The organism is Sphingobium terrigena (assembly GCF_003591655.1).
In the GTDB taxonomy this organism is placed as follows: domain Bacteria; phylum Pseudomonadota; class Alphaproteobacteria; order Sphingomonadales; family Sphingomonadaceae; genus Sphingobium; species Sphingobium terrigena.
The window spans coordinates 161,836-177,834 of the sequence record NZ_QVRA01000001.1 but is presented as its reverse complement, the minus strand read 5'-3'; the positions used below and the strand labels follow the sequence as shown (position 1 = coordinate 177,834).

Here is a 15,999-nt window from a genome sequence, read left to right as displayed (position 1 = left end):
AAAAGCGGACATGAATGACACCACCAGTTTCGACAGTGCAACCTTCCGTCGCGTGCTGGGCCATTATCCCACCGGCGTGTGCGTCGTCACCGCCGTGGAGGCAGATGGCGCGCCCGTCGGTATGGTGGTGGGGTCTTTCACCTCGGTCTCGCTCGATCCGCCGCTGGTTGCCTTCTTCCCTGCGAAAACGTCGAGCAGCTGGCCACGCCTCTCTGCCGTCGGCAAATTCTGCGTCAATGTACTGGCCAGCGACCAGCAGGTGCTGTGCCGCCAGCTGTCCGGGCGCAGTGAGGAAAAGTTTGCCGGTGTCTCGCACCGCGTATCCGCCAATGGATCACCGATACTGGACGATGTCGTCGCCTGGATCGACTGCACGCTCGACGCCGTGCATGAAGCAGGCGATCATTATATCGTGCTGGGCAAGGTCGTCGCGCTGGAGGTCGATCGGCCGGAGCGGCCCTTATTATTCTTCCAGGGCAATTATGGCGAATTTTCACTGATCGCGTGACGGCGGAGGCGCGATCGCGGCGTTTGACAGGGAGAGTGGCGGATTGACGAACCAAAGCCGTCTTTCCGATATGTGAACCGGTCGACATTGAGGAGAAGTATTACTGCTCCTTAATAACTGTCGCCTATTCCTGCCCGATGCCTCCCCGACCGGATCGCCCATGACTGCGCTGCTCATCACTGTCGATACGGAACTCTCCTCCTCGCTTCAGCAGCGCGGCATCAGTCTGGAGGAGAATGTCAGGCGCTCGATCTGGGCGGAAGCACAGGGGCAGGCGCATGGCATCGGCTGGCAGATGGACATGCTCGACCGCTATGGTCTGAAAGGCGTGTTCTTCCTCGATCCCTTGCCAGCGCTGGTCCATGGTGCCGATTTCCTGAACCCGATCGTCGCTGCCATCGTGGAACGCGGCCATGAAGTGCAGATGCACATCCACACCGAATGGCTCGCCTGGGCGAAACAATCGCCGGTCGAAGGACGACAGGGCCGCAATATCGGCGACTTCATGCTGGCCGACCAGATTGTCCTGCTGGGCCTGGCCAAGGGTTTGCTGGAACAGGCCGGGGCGCCCGCCATCACCGCCTTTCGCGCCGGTAATTTCGGTGCCAATGACGATACGCTGCGCGCGCTCGCGGAGATCGGCGTGGCGTGGGACAGCAGCGTCAACCCCGCCTATCTCGACCGCGACTGTCACATATCCGCCGATCCGGGCGAGATAGGCGCAACCCGCCTGCACGGCATCACCGAATTGCCGGTATCGGGGATTAGCGATCGACCCGGCAGCTTTCGTCCGGCACAGATTTGCGCCATGTCCGCCGCCGAGATGCGCGCCGGACTGCGCCATGCCGCACGCGAAGGGCATGATGCCTTCGTCGTCGTGACCCACAGTTTCGAAATGCTGTCCCGCGACCGCCAGCGCGCCAATGGCGCGGTCAAGGCGCGGTTCGTCGCGCTGTGCCGGGAGGCCGCCCGCCTGTCCCAGGTCAGCAGCGCAGGCTTCCATGACCTGCCTGACGATCTGGCCGCCCGCCCGGACCGCAGCCTGACCCGCGTGGCACCCAGCCGGCTACGCACAGGGCTGCGGGTCGCGCAGCAGGCCTGGGCGACCTGGCGCTACGAACATCGGCTGGTGCCTGCGTGACACCTTTCCCCGGTGCCATCGTCCTGGGTCTGGAGAACGCCATCGGCCTGACGGTCGTGCGCGAACTGGGTGAGCATGGCGTGCCGGTCCATGGCGTGGCCCGCGATGCGCACAGTGTCGGCGCAGCCTCGCGCTATTGTACCGACCTGCTCCTGCGCCCTCCAGGCCCTGTTTCCCTCTGGCTACCGGAGATGATTGCCCGCACCGGCGCACGCGCGGTGCTAGCGGTATCCGAATCGGACCTGCTGGAACTGGCGGACCTGCCGCCGATGATCGGCGACTGTCACATATTGGTCCCCCGGCCTGACCGGCTGGCGAAAGTCATCGACAAGTTGCGCACGCTGGACATCGCCGCCAGGGTCGGCCTGCGCGTGCCGCAGACATGGCAGCCGCTGATCGGCGAGGATTTCGCCGCGCGCGTCGTAGCGATGCGCTATCCGCTGGTCGCCAAATGGGCCAATCCCCCTGCCGTCATGCCGATATTAGAACGGGCCGGGCTGGAATGGCTCAAGACCGATTATGTCCGCACCCCGCAAGAGTTGACTGCTCTGCTGAAACGCTATGCCCCTATCGGGCACTGGCCGCTGATCCAGCAATATTGCCGGGGCGTTGGCCTGGGGCAGATGCTCTATATGGAACAGGGGCAGGCTACCTTGCGCTTCCAGCATCGCCGCCTGCACGAATGGCCACCCGAAGGGGGCGTGTCCACCCTGTGTCGGGCCGAACCGGCCAGCCGCCATGGCGAGCAAATGGCCCTGTCCGAATCGCTGCTGCGCGCGCTCGACTGGGACGGGCAGGCGATGGTCGAATATCGCTATGAGCCGGACAGCGGGCGCTATTGGCTGATGGAGGTGAATGGCCGCTTCTGGGGCAGCCTGCCGCTCGCCCGCCATTGCGGCGCGCATTTCGCCTGGGAAGCCTATCGCCGCATCGTGCTGGGCCAGCGTGATTTGGCTCCGCCGCCGCGCGATGATCTGCGCGCGCGCTATATGGTGCCGGAAACCAAGCGCTTGGTGCGCCTGTGGGTAGCGCCCGGACGAATCGGCGATCCTTTCTTCAGGCGGCGGCCGATCAGGGATCTGATCGGCTATATGCTGGGCTTTTTCGACCCCGCCACCCGCTATTATGTGCTGACCCTGTCCGATCCGCGCCCCTGGGTGCGGGATATGACGCAGATGCTCAGGAAAGCCGTGCGCCGGGAAAAGCGCTGACCAGCCGCATGACCGCCCGTTCGATCCGGGCCAGGCACGTCGCCATATAGCGGTCGTCCAGCCCATAGGGATCGTGCAGATGCGGCAGCATCGGCCGGGTCCAGCGCCCCAGCAACTGCCGCGGCAGATGGTTCAGACGCGGATCGGCGGCCAGCCGGTGCAATTGCCGTACCTCCATCGCCAGCAGCAGGTCGCCCTCCTGCGGCACATAATCGGCCAGATCGATCGCCCGGTGCTGCGACAGGTCATGCCCCAAAGCGTGGGCAGCAACGATGGCGGGATCATGCGCGGCGCGGCCAGTGGTGGTCGACAGGCCGAAGGAGGCGGTATTTAACCCCGCCCGGCGCGCCACGACATCGGCAAAGGCGCTGCGACAGATATTGCCCTGACACACAAAGACCAGCCGCCGCACCTGCGCAGGCTCAGCAGCGCGGCTGGCGGACAGGCCCAGCGCGAGCTGTGGATAGGATAGAATCAGGCGGACCAACCCGCGCAAAGTGCCGAAACGGGCGCGGATCATCGGCTCAGTCCGAAAAAGGGTGGCGGAGACGGAGGGATTCGAACCCTCGGTAAGGAGTTATCCCTACGACGGTTTAGCAAACCGTTGGTTTCAGCCACTCACCCACGTCTCCAAACATGGCCTGAACGCCCGCTTGGGGCGGGGCTGCGGCTAGGCGACGTGTCCTATAGCGACGGCTTTGGCGCATGGCAACGGTCCTGTTCGGGGATTTTTTGCCCCTTTGCCATGCTCGTAAATCGTTCCGGCCCGGAATCGACTCAGGTGGGCGTTCGTTCATTGTCGTTTCAGGTTGAAAGCCGATAGTCTGGGGGATGGTTAAGATAGCAATTTGCGGGGAGCTTCGGGCATGATCGGGATTATGGGACGGACAGGCGCCCGCCTGGCGCGGGCAGGCGCGATGGTCGCGGCGCTGGCGGGGCTGGCGCTCAGCCCCGTCGCGGCTTCGGCACAGGTGCGCACGATCGATCCCAACACCGCGATCGATGCCGATCTCGCGCCGCCACCGCCCGCGCGCAGCGCCCCCACAGAACCCGGCGTCGATCCCAGCGTCTATAGCGACACCCCGGCCGACAGCGCCGTCACGTCCGGCACGACCGCGACCGGCGCGCCCGTTACCGCCGCATCGCCCCCCGCTGCTATCGCACCCAGTGATTCCTTCCAGCAGGACGATCTGATCGGCGCGGCCGAAGGCGTGTTCGGCAAGGGCGCGGAAGGGCTGGCAGGGCTGATCGAAAAAGTGCTGAAGGATCAGGGACGCCCCAACGCCTATATCGCCGGGCGTGAGGCATCGGGCGCCTTCGTCGTCGGGCTGCGCTATGGTTCCGGCACGCTCAATCACAAGGTGGAGGGCAAGCGCGAAGTCTATTGGACCGGCCCGTCGATCGGCTTTGACGTGGGCGGCAACGCAGCCAATACCTTTGTGCTGGTCTACAATCTCTACGACACGCAGGATCTCTATCACCGCTTCCCGGCCGCCGAAGGCACCGCCTATCTGGTCGGTGGTTTCACCGCCAGCTATCTGCGCTGGGGCAATGTCGTGCTGATCCCGATCCGCCTGGGCGTCGGCTATCGGCTGGGGGTCAATGCCGGCTATATGAAGTTCAGCGAAAAGCGCACCTGGTTGCCGTTCTGAGGGGCGTTTGTGCTCCCGCGCAGGCGGGAGCCTAGTTCTGAGCGTGGGACTGGGCTCCCGCCTGCGCGAGAGCACGCAGTCCCGAGCCTACAACCCCAATGCCAGCTGATCGCCCTGCTCACCTTCCTCCGCCGCTTCCAGATTATGCACCCCCAGTCCCAGCAACCGCGCGCCCATGCGCAGGGGTAGCTGCGCCAGCAGCAGCTCCCGCGCCGCCTGTGCCAGCAGGTCCGGCGACCGCACTGGCGTGGCAAAGCTGCGCGACCGGGTGATGATGCGGAAATCGGCATATTTGATCTTCAGCGTCACCGTCCGGCCCCATGCCTGCGCCTTCTCGATCCGGCCCCACAGGCTGGTGGCAATCCGGTCAATCTCCGCGACCAGCCTTTCCCGGTCGATCAGATCGTCGAAGAATGTATCCTCGACGCTCACCGACTTGCGCTGATCGCGTTCGCGCACTGGCCGGTCGTCCTGTCCGCGAGCGGCACGATAATAATAGTCCGCCGCGCTGCCGAAATGGGCCTGGAGGAAGGGCAGGTCGCGTGCGCGCAGGTCGGCCCCCGTCTCTATCCCCAACGCGTGCATCCGCGCCGCCGTTACCGGTCCCACGCCATGGATGCGCCGCACCGGCATCGCTGCGATGAAGGCCGGGCCTTCGCTGGGCCGCACGACGCACATGCCGTCAGGCTTGTTCTGGTCCGACGCCAGCTTGGCGATCAGCTTGTTATAGGAGACGCCCGCCGACGCCGTGAGGCCGGTTTCGGCGCGAATCAGCGCGCGAATCTCCGCCGCGACCTGCGTCGCCGACGCTATGCCCGGCTTGTTCACCGTGACGTCCAGATAGGCTTCATCCAGCGACAATGGCTGGATCAAGTCGGTAAAGCGCGCGAAGATCGCCCGGATCTGCCCGGACACGGCGCGATAGGCGTCGAATCGCGGCGGCACGAAGATGAGGCCGGGGCAGAGCCGTCGCGCCCGTGCACCGGGCATGGCGGACTTCACGCCGAAAGCCCGCGCCTCATAGCTGGCCGTCGCCACCACCCCGCGCGGCCCGCCACCGCCAACCGCGATCGGCTGGCCCCGAAGCGTGGGATCATCACGCTGTTCCACCGACGCATAGAAGGCGTCCATGTCGATATGGATGATCTTGCGCAGCGGTGGCGGCGGGGCGTCCATGGCGCGATCTTATGCCATGACAGGAACGAAAGGGAAACAGCGTTGCCGCCGCGACGCTTATTCCTTGTCTTTGAGCGCCAGCAAGGCGGCGAAAGGACCAGCCTGATCCTCCCGCAGCACGCCTGCTTCACGTAAAACCGCGTCGGCATCGGGCGCGCGGGGATAGGGCGTCATCGCCAGCGCCACGGTTTCCGCGACGGCTTCGCCCATGTCGATGATATTGCCGCTATAGCCGATCGTGTCACAATCCTCCGCGTCCAGCTCCATTTCCGCGCCTTCGACGATATCACCATCCTCGGCGACAAAGCGGAGCAGGAAATCGCCGTCGATCGTTTCGGGCACCGGCAGACCGGTCGCGACGCAGGCCTGGGTCAGGCTGGCCCGCACCCGACCGCGCGCGAAGATGCTGCCATTCTCCTCACTGATCGCATAGTCCGCCTCCAGCGCATCGAGCGCCAGCAGCGCGAAGCGGCGCATCAGCGCCTCGCGCTCGGCTAAATCGGCGGTGATGGTCGTGTTGCCGCTGATATGGCCGATCTGGTCCAGCCTGATGGGCCGCGAAAATTCAGGCGTCGGCAGCGCGCTCATCCCAGATCCCCCGCCAGCATCGCGTCGCGGGTCAGGCACCCCAGCCGTGTCCAACGCACCCGCAACGCGCCTTCGACATGGGCGAGCGCCGCATCATTCACCGGCGCCCCGCGATAGAGGTTGCGGCGCAGCGCGTCGGCCATGTCCGCCTCGCCCGCCAGCGCCGCGCGATAGGCGCTGATCCGACCACCCAGCGCGCTCATCATGCGGCCGATATGCTTGCCAACCACAACGTCGCCAATGCCTTCCTGCCGCAGCTGGCCGTCCATGTCGTCGACGAACAATTCCGTCAGCCAGACGCTTTCCTGGGTTGCTCCCTGCTGCTCCAGCCGCATCAGCACCTGCGCCAGCACCGCCACGATCATGTCGAATCGCCCGTCCAGCGTATCGGGCACCGCCCCCTCCATATACCAATGCGGCTGGCGACCCTCCGCGACCACGGCATGGTAGAGCGGCATCAGCCCGGCCTTGGGATCGGCACGGCCAAACAGGCGCTGGAGGAAGGAAGGGGAGGCTGTGGACATGAGGACTATGCTTTTTTAAGACGGATCGTTGGACGGGACGCCGTCCTGCCAAGTGTCGCCCCTTGCCGGGAGCGACGCATTTCCATATTGATCGAGCCGCTGCCCAATGCAATGGCGGCATCATGTTTATTGGGTTCGCGGGTGCGTTCCGCCAGGAGAAGTCCATGCGTCAGTTCAGCCGTCATTCCACACGCGGGCGTTTCCTGTTGGCTCTGGGCCTTGGCGCGCTGGTGCTGGGGGCATCGGGCTGCACCCGTATTCGCACCCATCAGGGCTATCAGGTCGATAAGCTGCTGGTCGATTCGGTCCAGCCGGGCATCGACAATCGCGCATCGGTGGAAGGGACGCTGGGTCGCCCCAGCTTCACGTCGCAATTCGGTGAGCAGGACTGGTATTATGTGTCGCGCGACATGCGCTCGCTGGCCTTCTCCAACCCCAAGCCCGCCGACCAGACCGTGCTGCGCGTCCGCTTCGACGCGGCGGGCAATGTCGTGGCGGTGGATCGCGCGGGACTTGAGCAGGTCGCCAACATCTCCCCCATGGGCGACAAGACCCCGACGCTGGGTCGCAATCGCAGCCTGTTTGACGAGATATTCGGCAATATCGGCGCGGTCGGTGCCGGTGGCATGGGCGGCAATAGCGGCGGCAGCGGTCCGGGCGGCGGCCCGAACGGCAGCTAACTCGCTGCCCCTCACTCCAGGCTCTTACTCGCCTGTTCGATGACATCCTTCGACAGACCCGGCTGCGCCAATATGCGCTGCAGTTGCGCCCGCATCAGCGCGGCGCGATCAGCGTCAAAGCGCTTCCAGCGGCCCAGTGGCGGCACTAGCCGTGCGGCGGTCTGCGGATTGCGCGAATCGAGCGCGATGATGCAGTCCGCCACCAGCTGATAGCCTTTGCCCGACCGGTGGTGGAATGCCCACTGATTGCCCGCGAACGCGCCATAGAGCGACCGCACCCGGTTGGGATTCGACAAAGTGAACGCCTTGTGCCGCCCCAATTCCTCGACCTGGTCGACCGTATCGGGATGCAGCGCGAACGCCTGGGTCTGAAACCATTTGTCGAGCGTCAGCGCGTCATGCCCATAGCGGTTGTAGAATATATCGATCGCCGCATCGCGCTCCGCGCTGGTGCCATTGGCCAGCGTTGCAAGCGCCGCCTGCCGCTCGGTCATATTATCCGCCTCATGGAATTGGGCAAAGGCGATGGCGGGGCCATCCTCCGCGCCCGACGCCACCAGATAATGGAGCGCGGCGTTGCGCAGCTTGCGCGCGCCCTTGGCCGCGGGCGACAGCGAAAAGCCGTTTGCCTTGGTGCGGCTGTGAATGTCGCGCCATAGCGGTTCCAGCTCCGCGCCGATCCGCTGTTGCAGCGCTTCCCGCGCGGCGTGAATCGCATCCGCGTCCACCACCGCCATCTGGTCCCCCAGATAGGCTTCGCTGGGCAGGCGGATGGTTTCGGCGATGAAGGCCGGGTCGAGCAGCGGATCGGTGATGGTGTTGCGCACTGCCGCGATAACGGCGGCGTCATCGACCGGCTGCCCGGCGATCGCCCCGATCAGCACATTGACCATCAGTTGCTGCATCGCCTCATAGCGGGCGAACGGATCATCGTCGCACGCCGACAGGAAGGCGAGATCATCCTGGCTGCGGTTGGTTTCGACGATCACCGGGGCAGAAAAGCCGCGGTTGATCGACAGGATCGGCGCGGCGGTAAAGCCCTCGAAACGGAAGCTCTGTTGCGCCTCGGTCAGCATCAGCAATTGGTCGCCCTGATGCGTGCCAGTTGCCGGATCAAACAGCGCGACACGCAGCGGGATCGCCATCGGCTGCTTGTCGGGCTGGCCGGGGGTTGGCGGGATGCTCTGTTGCAGATCAAGCTCGACCGTCCCAGTCACAGGATCATGGCGCAGCAGCGCACGGACATGCGGCGTGCCTGCCTGCTCATACCAGCGGCGAAACTGAGTCAGGTCGATACCCCCGCCCTCTTCCATGGCGGCGACGAAATCCTCGCAGGTCGCGGCCTGCCCATCATGCCGGTCGAAATAGAGATCGCTCCCCGCGCGGAAGCGTTCGGCGCCCAGCATCAGCGCCATCATGCGGATAATCTCCGCGCCTTTATTATAGATGGTCGCGGTGTAGAAGTTGCTGATTTCCATATAGGATTCTGGGCGAATGGGGTGCGCGAGCGGACCGCTATCCTCCTGAAACTGGGCCGCGCGCAGGATGCGGACATCCTCGATCCGCTTGACCGCATGGCTGCCCATGTCGGCGGAGAAATTCTGGTCGCGAAAAACGGTGAAGCCTTCCTTGAGGCTCAACTGGAACCAGTCGCGGCAGGTGACGCGGTTGCCCGACCAGTTGTGGAAATATTCATGCGCCACCACACCCTCGACCCCGTCATAGTCGATGTCGGTCGCGGTTTCCGGGTCGGCCAAAATATAGCGTGAATTGAAGATGTTGAGACCTTTATTCTCCATCGCGCCAAAATTGAAATCGGCGACGGCGACGATATTGAACACGTCCAGATCATATTCGCGACCATAGACGCGCTCGTCCCAGGCCATGCTGTCCTTGAGCGCCTGCATGGCGTGGGCGGTGCGCGGCAGGTCCGCCTCCCGCACCCATATGCCCAGTTGCACCGCGCCCCCGCTCATCGTCACGAAGCGGTCGGCGTTGCAGGCCAGGTCGCCCGCGACCAGCGCGAAGAGATAGCAGGGCTTGGGGAAGGGATCGTTCCAGCGCGCCCAGTGACGGCCATCATCACCCTCTCCCTGTTCGACCGGATCGCCATTGGCGAGCAGGATGGGGAAGCGCGCCTTATCGGCGGTCAGCCGCACACTGTAGCGCGACAGGACATCGGGCCGATCGGGAAAGAAGGTGATGCGGCGGAACCCCTCCGCCTCGCACTGGGTGCAGAGCAGGCCGCCGCTGGCGTAGAGGCCCATCAGCTTGCTGTTATTCTCCGGCACCAGTTCGACCAGCGTTTCGATGCTGTGCGCGGTGCCGGTCAGGGCGATGATCAGCGACCCGGCCTCCAGATGCCAATCATCCGCAGCCAGCACCGCGCCATCGACCTTTACCTCCAGCGGCACCAGTCCGTCGCCATCCAGCCGCAGCGGCTGGTCATGATCGCCATTGCGCGTCACCGACAGCGTCGCGCGAACGCTCGTCAGCGCCGGGTCGAGATCGAAATCCAGCGCGATGGTGGGGACAAGCCAATCGGGTGGGCTATAGTCGCAGCGGCGGATGATCGCGGGGGCGGCGGTGGAGCTTTGCATGTCGGCCATGCCCGCAACCTAGGGAGCGGGTGGGCAAAAGACCAGACTGCTTTGGGTCTAACTCGTCAAACTTCGCCCATATCGACCATGGTGATTCACGGCCTAGATGCGTTCGCCAGACAGACGCTGGCACAGCATGTCGAGCTGGTCGAGCGTCGAGTAGCGCAGCGACAGGGAGCCGCCCGCGCCGCTCATATGGTCGATATCGACCTTCAGCCCCAAGATATCGGCCAGATGCTGTTCCAGCGCGGCGATGTCCGCATCCTTGTCGCGCGAACCGCCGCCGCGCCGCACGACGGGCGCATCCTCGCCCTTCTTGACGCGGCGCACCAGTTGTTCGGTGTCGCGGACGGACAGCCCCTTCTGTTCGACCTGCCGCGCCAGCGCCTCGCAATCCGGCGCGCCGATCAGGGCGCGGGCATGGCCCATGCTGATCTTCTGTTCGACCACCTGCTGCTGCACCGTGGCGGGCAGATCGAGCAGCCGCATCAGATTGGCGACATGGCTGCGCGATTTGCCGACCAGTCGCCCCAGCGCTTCCTGGCTGTGATCAAATTCGGCGATCAGCTTGCGATAGGCTTCGGCCTCTTCGATCGGGTTGAGATCTTCGCGCTGGATATTCTCAATGAGCGCGATTTCCAGCGTCTCCGCCTCGTCAAAATCGCGGACGATGGCGGGGATGCGGTGGAGATGGGCGCGCTGGGCCGCGCGCCAGCGGCGTTCGCCCGCGACGATCTGGAAGCCGCCACCATGGGGCCGGACGATAATCGGCTGGATCACGCCGCGCTTGGCGATGCTTTCGGCCAGTTCCTGTAGCGCGCCTTCGTCGAAATGGCGGCGCGGCTGTTCGGGGTGAGGCTGAATCAGCGCGACCTCTATGCTCTGGATCGCCTTGCCCGATGGCGACGGCGCGGCTGCGGCCACTGGCTCCTCACGCGCGACGTCGCCAAGCAGTGCGGACAGGCCGCGACCCAGCCCGTGCGGGCGCTTCACCACCTTGGGCTTTTCGCTGGTGTCGTCGCTCAAGCCGCTACCTCCTGCCGGGGCAGGCGCGCGATCAGTTCGCGCGCCAGTCGCATATAGGCTTCCGATCCCGAACAGCGGAAGTCATAGATCAACGCTGGAACGCCATGGCTGGGCGCTTCGGACAGGCGCACATTGCGCGGAATGACGGTGGTGAACACCAGATCGCCCAGGCAGGCGCGCACATCGTCGGCCACCTGATCGGTCAGCCGGTTGCGCCGGTCATACATGGTCAGCGCCACACCCATGATCGACAGACCCGGATTGAAACGACCGCGAATACGCTCGACCGTCTGGAGCAGTTGCGAAAGCCCTTCGAGCGCGAAAAATTCGCACTGCAACGGCACCAGCAAGGATTGCGCCGCCACCATCGCGTTGATCGTCAGCAGCCCCAGCGAGGGCGGGCAGTCGATCAGGCAAATGTCCCAGCGGCCCGCAGGCGCTTCGGACAAGACGCGCTCCAGCCTGTGGGTGCGTTCCTCATATTCGATCAGTTCGATTTCGCAGCCTGACAGATCCTGCGTCGCCGGGACGAGATCGAGCTTGGGCACGCGGGTAGCGACGATGGCGTCCTCCAGCGCGCAATTGCCAACCAGCAGATCATAGCTGGACTGCGCGCGGTCAGCCTGCATCACCCCCAGCCCGGTCGAGGCATTGCCCTGCGGATCGAGATCGACCAGCAACACCCGCAATCCCGTAGCCGCCAATCCTGTGGCCAGATTGATCGCGGTGGTGGTCTTGCCCACGCCGCCCTTCTGATTGGCGATGGCGATGCAGATCATGCGCGGCCTTTCCTCCTGGCGACGGGTTTGACGGATTGGGCGATCAGGATGGCGCTATCGGCATCCGTTACGCTGGCTTCCATGTGAAAGACACCTTGCCACGATGGGCGCACCGCCTCCAGTTCATTTTGCGCATTTCGTCCCTTGGGCAGCACCCAGAGCGTTTTTTCACTCGCCAGATGCGCGGCGGACGACAGGAGTTTGGGTAGCGGGGCATAAGCGCGGGCGCTGATCACCGCTGCGGCCGTCGCCGGGACCGCCTCGACACGCCCGCCGAATACGCGCGCGCGCTTGAGGTCGAGCTGGTCGATCACTGCGTCGAGAAACTCGATCCGCTTGCGCCGCGATTCCACCATCGTCACCGGGCGGGTGGAGAGACAGGCAACGACGATGCCGGGCAAGCCTGCGCCGGAGCCAAGGTCATACCACTCCCCCTCGCCCGCATTTTCGGCATGGCGCAGCAGTTGCGCGGAATCGACGATATGCCGCGCCCAGATATGGGGGCGGGTCGATTCGGCGATCAGATTTTGCTCGTCCATCGCCGCCAACAGGATCGCGACATAGCGCTCCAGCCGGTCCCATGTTTCACGTGAAACATCGAACTGCGTATCGAGCCAGGCCCGCGCTTCCTCTTCGGTCACGCGGCCACCCGGCGCACATGGACGAGGATCGCGGCCAACGCCGCCGGAATGATCCCCCTGATCCGACTGGCCGCCGCCAACGTATCGGGCCGGGCCGCATCGAGCCGCTCGATCATTTCGGTGGACAGGCCACCGATCAGGGCGAAGTCGAAATCGGCCGGGATCATGACCCGTTCGTTGCGGCGCATATCGGCAATCTCTGCATCCTGCCGTTCGAGATAGGGGGCGTAATGCGCATCCTCCAACATCTCGGCGCGCAGGTCATCGGGTGCATCGCGCAGGCCGGGAGCAAGAGACAGCAATAGTGACTGATCGACTTCGGGGAAGCGCGCCCATTCAAACAGGCTGCGCCGCGCGCCATCCTGCCGCACGGTTGCGCCAGCGCGCGCCATTTCGGTGGCAGTCATGGGACGGGCCAGTTCAGCCTCCACGGCAGCACGTTGCGCCGCGCGATCGGTCAGACGTGCGGCGCGATCCGGGCCAATCAGCCCGTGCGAAAGGCCAATCGCGCCCAGCCGCGTCTCCGCATTGTCGGCGCGCAACCGCAGCCGATACTCGGCGCGGGCGGTCAGCATCCGATAGGGTTCGGTCACGCCCTGCAACACCAGATCGTCGATCATCACCCCAATATAGCTGCTGGCCCGGTCGAGCACCAAAGCCCCCTCACCCCGCGCCCGCGCGGCGGCATTGGCCCCGGCGATCAGCCCCTGCGCGGCGGCTTCCTCATAACCGGTGGTGCCGTTAATCTGTCCGGCACAGAAGAGGCCGGGAATAGCGCGGACTTCCAACGTGGAATCGAGCGCGCGCGGATCGACATGATCATATTCGACGGCATAGCCCGGCACGACAATTTCGGCCCGCTCCAGCCCGCGCATGGATCGGACCATGGCGATTTGCACATCAGTCGGCAGCGATGTGCTGATGCCGTTGGGATAGACGAGCGGATCGTCCAGCCCCTCCGGCTCCAGGAAAATCTGATGCCCGTCGCGGTCACCGAAGCGCTGGATCTTGTCCTCGATCGACGGGCAGTAACGCGGTCCCCGCCCTTCGATCGCGCCACTGAACAGGGGCGAGCGCCCCAGACCTTCGCGGATGATCTGGTGAGTGTGTTCGTTGGTGCGGGTGATGGCGCAAGCAAGTTGCGGCAGCACACGCCCGGTCGACAACGGCGACATGGTCCATGCAGCGCTGTCGGAAGGCTGCGCCTCCAGCTGCGCCCAGTCGATCGTGCGCCCGTCGATGCGCGGTGGCGTGCCGGTCTTGAGCCGCCCGATCGGCAGGCCGATGGCGCGAAGCTGGATGCCGAGCGTCGTGGCAGCGCGTTCGCCAACACGACCGCCGGTCTCGCGCTCGTCGCCCCGGAACAGCTTGCCGCCCAGAAAGGTGCCGGTCGCCAGCACGGCCGAGGGCGCGTGGAGGACGCGGCCATCGGCCAGCGCCAGCCCGGCAACGGTATCGCCGTCGAGCAGCAGCGCGTCGGCTTCACCCTCGACAATGGTCAGGCCGGACTGCGCGTCGAGCATCTGATGGATCGCGGCCCGATAGCGCTTGCGGTCAGCCTGGACGCGCGGCCCTTGTACGGCGGCGCCCTTGCTGCTGTTGAGCATCCGATAATGGATAGCGGCGGCATCGGCGGCGCGGGCGATCAGTCCGTCGAGCGCATCGACCTCGCGCACCAGATGGCCCTTGCCCAGGCCGCCGATTGCCGGGTTGCACGACATCGCGCCCACGGTCGCGCGCTCGAAGGTGAGCAGCGCCACCGCAGCGCCTTTGCGCGCTGCTGCGGCGGCCGCCTCACACCCGGCGTGGCCGCCACCGACCACGATCACATCATAGCTTGTTCGCATGGTGCCGCCCTTATCAGAAAGGCGCGGCGGGGGCAAAAGCGTTCCACGTGGAACATGTGGCTCATTTGCCGATGCAGAATCCTGCAAACAGACGGTCGAGCATATCCTCAGTCCCCGCCTGCCCGGTCAGCGCGTCGATCTCGCGCCGCGCCTGTCGCAAATCCTCGGCAAGGATCAGCAGATCATGGGCGTTGGCGGCGGAATCGAGAAAGGCTGCAATATGTCCGACTCGCTGTCGCTGTCGCGCGTGCAGCGCATAGTCGCCCTCGCCCGGCAACAGCTTTGCCGCACGATCGAGTAGCAGCGCGACCAGTGCCTCCATCCCTTCGCCAGTGCGGGCCGACAGGCGGAGGCCGGGTCGATCCCCCTCCCCGTCCCGGTCGCATTGCGCCGCGATCAGCAGCGCATTCTCGCGCGGCGCGTCCGCTGCGTCACCCAGCCACAATATGATGTCCGCCGCCGCCAGTGCCGATCGCGCCCGGTCAATGCCGATCGCCTCGATTGCGTCGCCCGTCTCGTCGCGCAGCCCCGCCGTGTCGGTGAACAGGAAAGCGACGCCGCCGATCGCCGCTGGCACCTCGATCCTGTCGCGCGTCGTCCCGGCAATGTCGGAAACGATCGCGGCATCGCGCCCGACCAGCACGTTGAGCAGGGTCGATTTGCCCGCATTGGGTGGCCCGGCCAGCACCACCCGCACCCCATCGCGCAAGCGTTCGGCCGATGGCGCGGCCAGCACGGCAGTCACGTCACGCGCCAGTGCCGCAATCCCTGCACCGATCCGCGTCTCGATCGCCGCATCGGGGACATCATCCTCGTCGGAAAAATCGAGCGCCGCTTCGGCCATCGCCGACAGGTCAAGCAGGGTCGCGCGCCAGCCCTCGATCCGGCGCGAAAAATGCCCCTCCGCCATCATCAGCGCGGCGCGGCGTTGCTGCTGTGTTTCGGCGGCCAGGAGATCGGCCAGCCCTTCCACCGCGTTCAGGTCCATCCGGCCATTGGCGAAGGCGCGGCGGGTAAACTCCCCTGCCTCGGCCCGGCGCAGGCCCGGCATCGCGCCGAGCGCCGCTTCGACTGCCGCCACTACCGCGCGGCCGCCATGGCAGTGGAGTTCGACCAGATCGTCGCCGGTCACGGTCGTCGGACCAGGCAACCATAACGTCAGCGCCCGATCGAGCGGCGCATCATCCTGCGGATCGACCAGCAGCGCTAGGCTGGCGGTGCGGGGCGGCGGCACACGTCCGGCCAACGTCTCCAGCGCGGTGCGGGCGGCGGGACCGCTGACGCGGATCACCGCAATCCCTGCGGGCGGCGCGCCGCTCGACAGGGCGAAAATCGTATCGGTCACGGGAGGTGGCGCGGCCTATTTCTTCTCGGTGCCCGACATGCCCGACAGGCCGATATTCATCATCTGCTGGAACAATCGCACCCCCGCGTCACCCATGGGGGAGAAGCTTTTGAACAATGTTTCCATCTGCTCGACATTGGCGACGCCTTCAAATCCCTCCAGCATCGTCTTGATATATTTGTCGTGAATCGGGGTTACATCGGGCAGGCCCAGAAAGGCGCGGGCTTCGGCCGGGCTGCAATCGACATCAACGGTCACCTTCATATCCCAAGCCCTTCCAG

The 15,999-nt window shown here is 65.2% G+C and carries 16 protein-coding genes and 1 tRNA gene; 5 read left to right on the top strand and 12 right to left on the bottom strand.

Features of this window, described 5'->3' with window-relative positions; genetic code table 11:
* Positions 1–10 precede the first annotated feature (10 nt).
* The 3 genes from D0Z70_RS00865 to D0Z70_RS00855 all read left to right on the top strand — a co-directional run bounded on the left by D0Z70_RS00865 (position 11) and on the right by D0Z70_RS00855 (position 2,860).
* Positions 11–508, top strand: coding sequence for a flavin reductase family protein (locus D0Z70_RS00865; RefSeq protein ID WP_119743727.1), 498 nt, complete (start codon positions 11–13; stop codon positions 506–508).
* 160 nt (positions 509–668) lie between these two features.
* On the top strand, positions 669–1,649 hold the full coding sequence (locus D0Z70_RS00860; RefSeq protein WP_119743537.1) for a polysaccharide deacetylase family protein: 981 nt from the start codon (positions 669–671) through the stop codon (positions 1,647–1,649).
* On the top strand, positions 1,646–2,860 hold the full coding sequence (locus D0Z70_RS00855; RefSeq protein ID WP_119743536.1) for a carboxylate--amine ligase: 1,215 nt from the start codon (positions 1,646–1,648) through the stop codon (positions 2,858–2,860). The genes D0Z70_RS00860 and D0Z70_RS00855 overlap by 4 nt, the downstream gene beginning before the upstream one ends.
* Here the strand turns inward: D0Z70_RS00855 and D0Z70_RS00850 are convergent.
* Entirely contained in the window at positions 2,829–3,380 is a 552-nt protein-coding gene (locus D0Z70_RS00850) for an arsenate reductase/protein-tyrosine-phosphatase family protein (RefSeq protein WP_119743535.1), read from the bottom strand. The genes D0Z70_RS00855 and D0Z70_RS00850 overlap by 32 nt on opposite strands.
* A gap of 20 nt (positions 3,381–3,400) precedes the next feature.
* Positions 3,401–3,492, bottom strand: a tRNA-Ser gene (locus tag D0Z70_RS00845).
* Positions 3,493–3,726: 234 nt separating this feature from the next.
* On the opposite strand from D0Z70_RS00845, the gene D0Z70_RS00840 reads away from it, so the two are divergent.
* Positions 3,727–4,512 (top strand): DUF1134 domain-containing protein, encoded by a 786-nt coding sequence (locus D0Z70_RS00840; protein WP_119743534.1) that lies wholly within the window; start codon positions 3,727–3,729, stop codon positions 4,510–4,512.
* A gap of 87 nt (positions 4,513–4,599) precedes the next feature.
* Here D0Z70_RS00840 and dinB read toward each other — a convergent pair whose 3' ends face one another.
* The 3 genes from dinB to D0Z70_RS00825 are packed head-to-tail and all read right to left on the bottom strand — an operon-like array spanning position 4,600 to position 6,800.
* A complete protein-coding gene (gene dinB / locus D0Z70_RS00835; protein WP_119743533.1) occupies positions 4,600–5,688 on the bottom strand; it encodes a DNA polymerase IV in 1,089 nt (362 codons plus the stop codon).
* 57 nt (positions 5,689–5,745) lie between these two features.
* Positions 5,746–6,276 (bottom strand): DUF177 domain-containing protein, encoded by a 531-nt coding sequence (locus tag D0Z70_RS00830; RefSeq protein WP_119743532.1) that lies wholly within the window; start codon positions 6,274–6,276, stop codon positions 5,746–5,748.
* Positions 6,273–6,800 carry a ubiquinol-cytochrome C chaperone family protein gene (locus tag D0Z70_RS00825; protein WP_119743531.1) on the bottom strand — a complete coding sequence of 176 codons (528 nt, stop codon included), beginning with the start codon at positions 6,798–6,800 and terminating at the stop codon, positions 6,273–6,275. Before D0Z70_RS00825 ends, D0Z70_RS00830 begins: the two co-directional genes overlap by 4 nt.
* Positions 6,801–6,964: 164 nt before the next feature.
* On the opposite strand from D0Z70_RS00825, the gene D0Z70_RS00820 reads away from it, so the two are divergent.
* Positions 6,965–7,480 carry an outer membrane protein assembly factor BamE gene (locus tag D0Z70_RS00820; protein WP_119743726.1) on the top strand — a complete coding sequence of 172 codons (516 nt, stop codon included), beginning with the start codon at positions 6,965–6,967 and terminating at the stop codon, positions 7,478–7,480.
* An 11-nt stretch (positions 7,481–7,491) separates the two neighbouring features.
* On the opposite strand, the gene pepN is transcribed toward D0Z70_RS00820, so the two are convergent.
* From pepN to D0Z70_RS00785, 7 genes are all read right to left on the bottom strand, one after another.
* The gene (pepN, locus tag D0Z70_RS00815; RefSeq protein ID WP_119743530.1) at positions 7,492–10,089 is read right to left on the bottom strand and encodes an aminopeptidase N; all 2,598 of its coding nucleotides are present in this window, start codon (positions 10,087–10,089) and stop codon (positions 7,492–7,494) included.
* Positions 10,090–10,182: 93 nt separating this feature from the next.
* Entirely contained in the window at positions 10,183–11,106 is a 924-nt protein-coding gene (locus D0Z70_RS00810; protein ID WP_119743529.1) for a ParB/RepB/Spo0J family partition protein, read from the bottom strand.
* Positions 11,103–11,885: a ParA family protein gene (locus tag D0Z70_RS00805; RefSeq protein WP_119743528.1), complete on the bottom strand. Its 783-nt coding sequence runs from the start codon at positions 11,883–11,885 to the stop codon at positions 11,103–11,105. Before D0Z70_RS00805 ends, D0Z70_RS00810 begins: the two co-directional genes overlap by 4 nt.
* Positions 11,882–12,526, bottom strand: a complete 645-nt coding sequence (gene rsmG, locus D0Z70_RS00800) for a 16S rRNA (guanine(527)-N(7))-methyltransferase RsmG (RefSeq protein ID WP_119743527.1) — start codon at positions 12,524–12,526, stop codon at positions 11,882–11,884. The genes D0Z70_RS00805 and rsmG overlap by 4 nt, the downstream gene beginning before the upstream one ends.
* Positions 12,523–14,373 carry a tRNA uridine-5-carboxymethylaminomethyl(34) synthesis enzyme MnmG gene (mnmG, locus tag D0Z70_RS00795; RefSeq protein ID WP_119743526.1) on the bottom strand — a complete coding sequence of 617 codons (1,851 nt, stop codon included), beginning with the start codon at positions 14,371–14,373 and terminating at the stop codon, positions 12,523–12,525. Before mnmG ends, rsmG begins: the two co-directional genes overlap by 4 nt.
* A gap of 61 nt (positions 14,374–14,434) precedes the next feature.
* Positions 14,435–15,718 (bottom strand): tRNA uridine-5-carboxymethylaminomethyl(34) synthesis GTPase MnmE, encoded by a 1,284-nt coding sequence (mnmE, locus tag D0Z70_RS00790; RefSeq protein ID WP_119743525.1) that lies wholly within the window; start codon positions 15,716–15,718, stop codon positions 14,435–14,437.
* Positions 15,719–15,733: 15 nt separating this feature from the next.
* A complete protein-coding gene (locus tag D0Z70_RS00785; RefSeq protein WP_119743524.1) occupies positions 15,734–15,982 on the bottom strand; it encodes a DUF6489 family protein in 249 nt (82 codons plus the stop codon).
* Positions 15,983–15,999: the final 17 nt, after the last annotated feature.

What these genes read in the sequence shown, in the direction of transcription:
- D0Z70_RS00840 (WP_119743534.1), top strand. Translation starts at nt 3,727, where the DNA reads ATGATCGGGATTATGGGACGGACAGGCGCCCGCCTGGCGCGGGCAGGC.
- D0Z70_RS00785 (WP_119743524.1), bottom strand. Translation starts at nt 15,982, where the DNA reads ATGAAGGTGACCGTTGATGTCGATTGCAGCCCGGCCGAAGCCCGCGCC.
- pepN (WP_119743530.1), bottom strand. Translation starts at nt 10,089, where the DNA reads ATGGCCGACATGCAAAGCTCCACCGCCGCCCCCGCGATCATCCGCCGC.
- D0Z70_RS00850 (WP_119743535.1), bottom strand. Translation starts at nt 3,380, where the DNA reads ATGATCCGCGCCCGTTTCGGCACTTTGCGCGGGTTGGTCCGCCTGATT.
- D0Z70_RS00830 (WP_119743532.1), bottom strand. Translation starts at nt 6,276, where the DNA reads ATGAGCGCGCTGCCGACGCCTGAATTTTCGCGGCCCATCAGGCTGGAC.
- D0Z70_RS00865 (WP_119743727.1), top strand. Translation starts at nt 11, where the DNA reads ATGAATGACACCACCAGTTTCGACAGTGCAACCTTCCGTCGCGTGCTG.
- D0Z70_RS00805 (WP_119743528.1), bottom strand. Translation starts at nt 11,885, where the DNA reads ATGATCTGCATCGCCATCGCCAATCAGAAGGGCGGCGTGGGCAAGACC.
- D0Z70_RS00820 (WP_119743726.1), top strand. Translation starts at nt 6,965, where the DNA reads ATGCGTCAGTTCAGCCGTCATTCCACACGCGGGCGTTTCCTGTTGGCT.
- D0Z70_RS00860 (WP_119743537.1), top strand. Translation starts at nt 669, where the DNA reads ATGACTGCGCTGCTCATCACTGTCGATACGGAACTCTCCTCCTCGCTT.
- dinB (WP_119743533.1), bottom strand. Translation starts at nt 5,688, where the DNA reads ATGGACGCCCCGCCGCCACCGCTGCGCAAGATCATCCATATCGACATG.
- mnmG (WP_119743526.1), bottom strand. Translation starts at nt 14,373, where the DNA reads ATGCGAACAAGCTATGATGTGATCGTGGTCGGTGGCGGCCACGCCGGG.
- D0Z70_RS00825 (WP_119743531.1), bottom strand. Translation starts at nt 6,800, where the DNA reads ATGTCCACAGCCTCCCCTTCCTTCCTCCAGCGCCTGTTTGGCCGTGCC.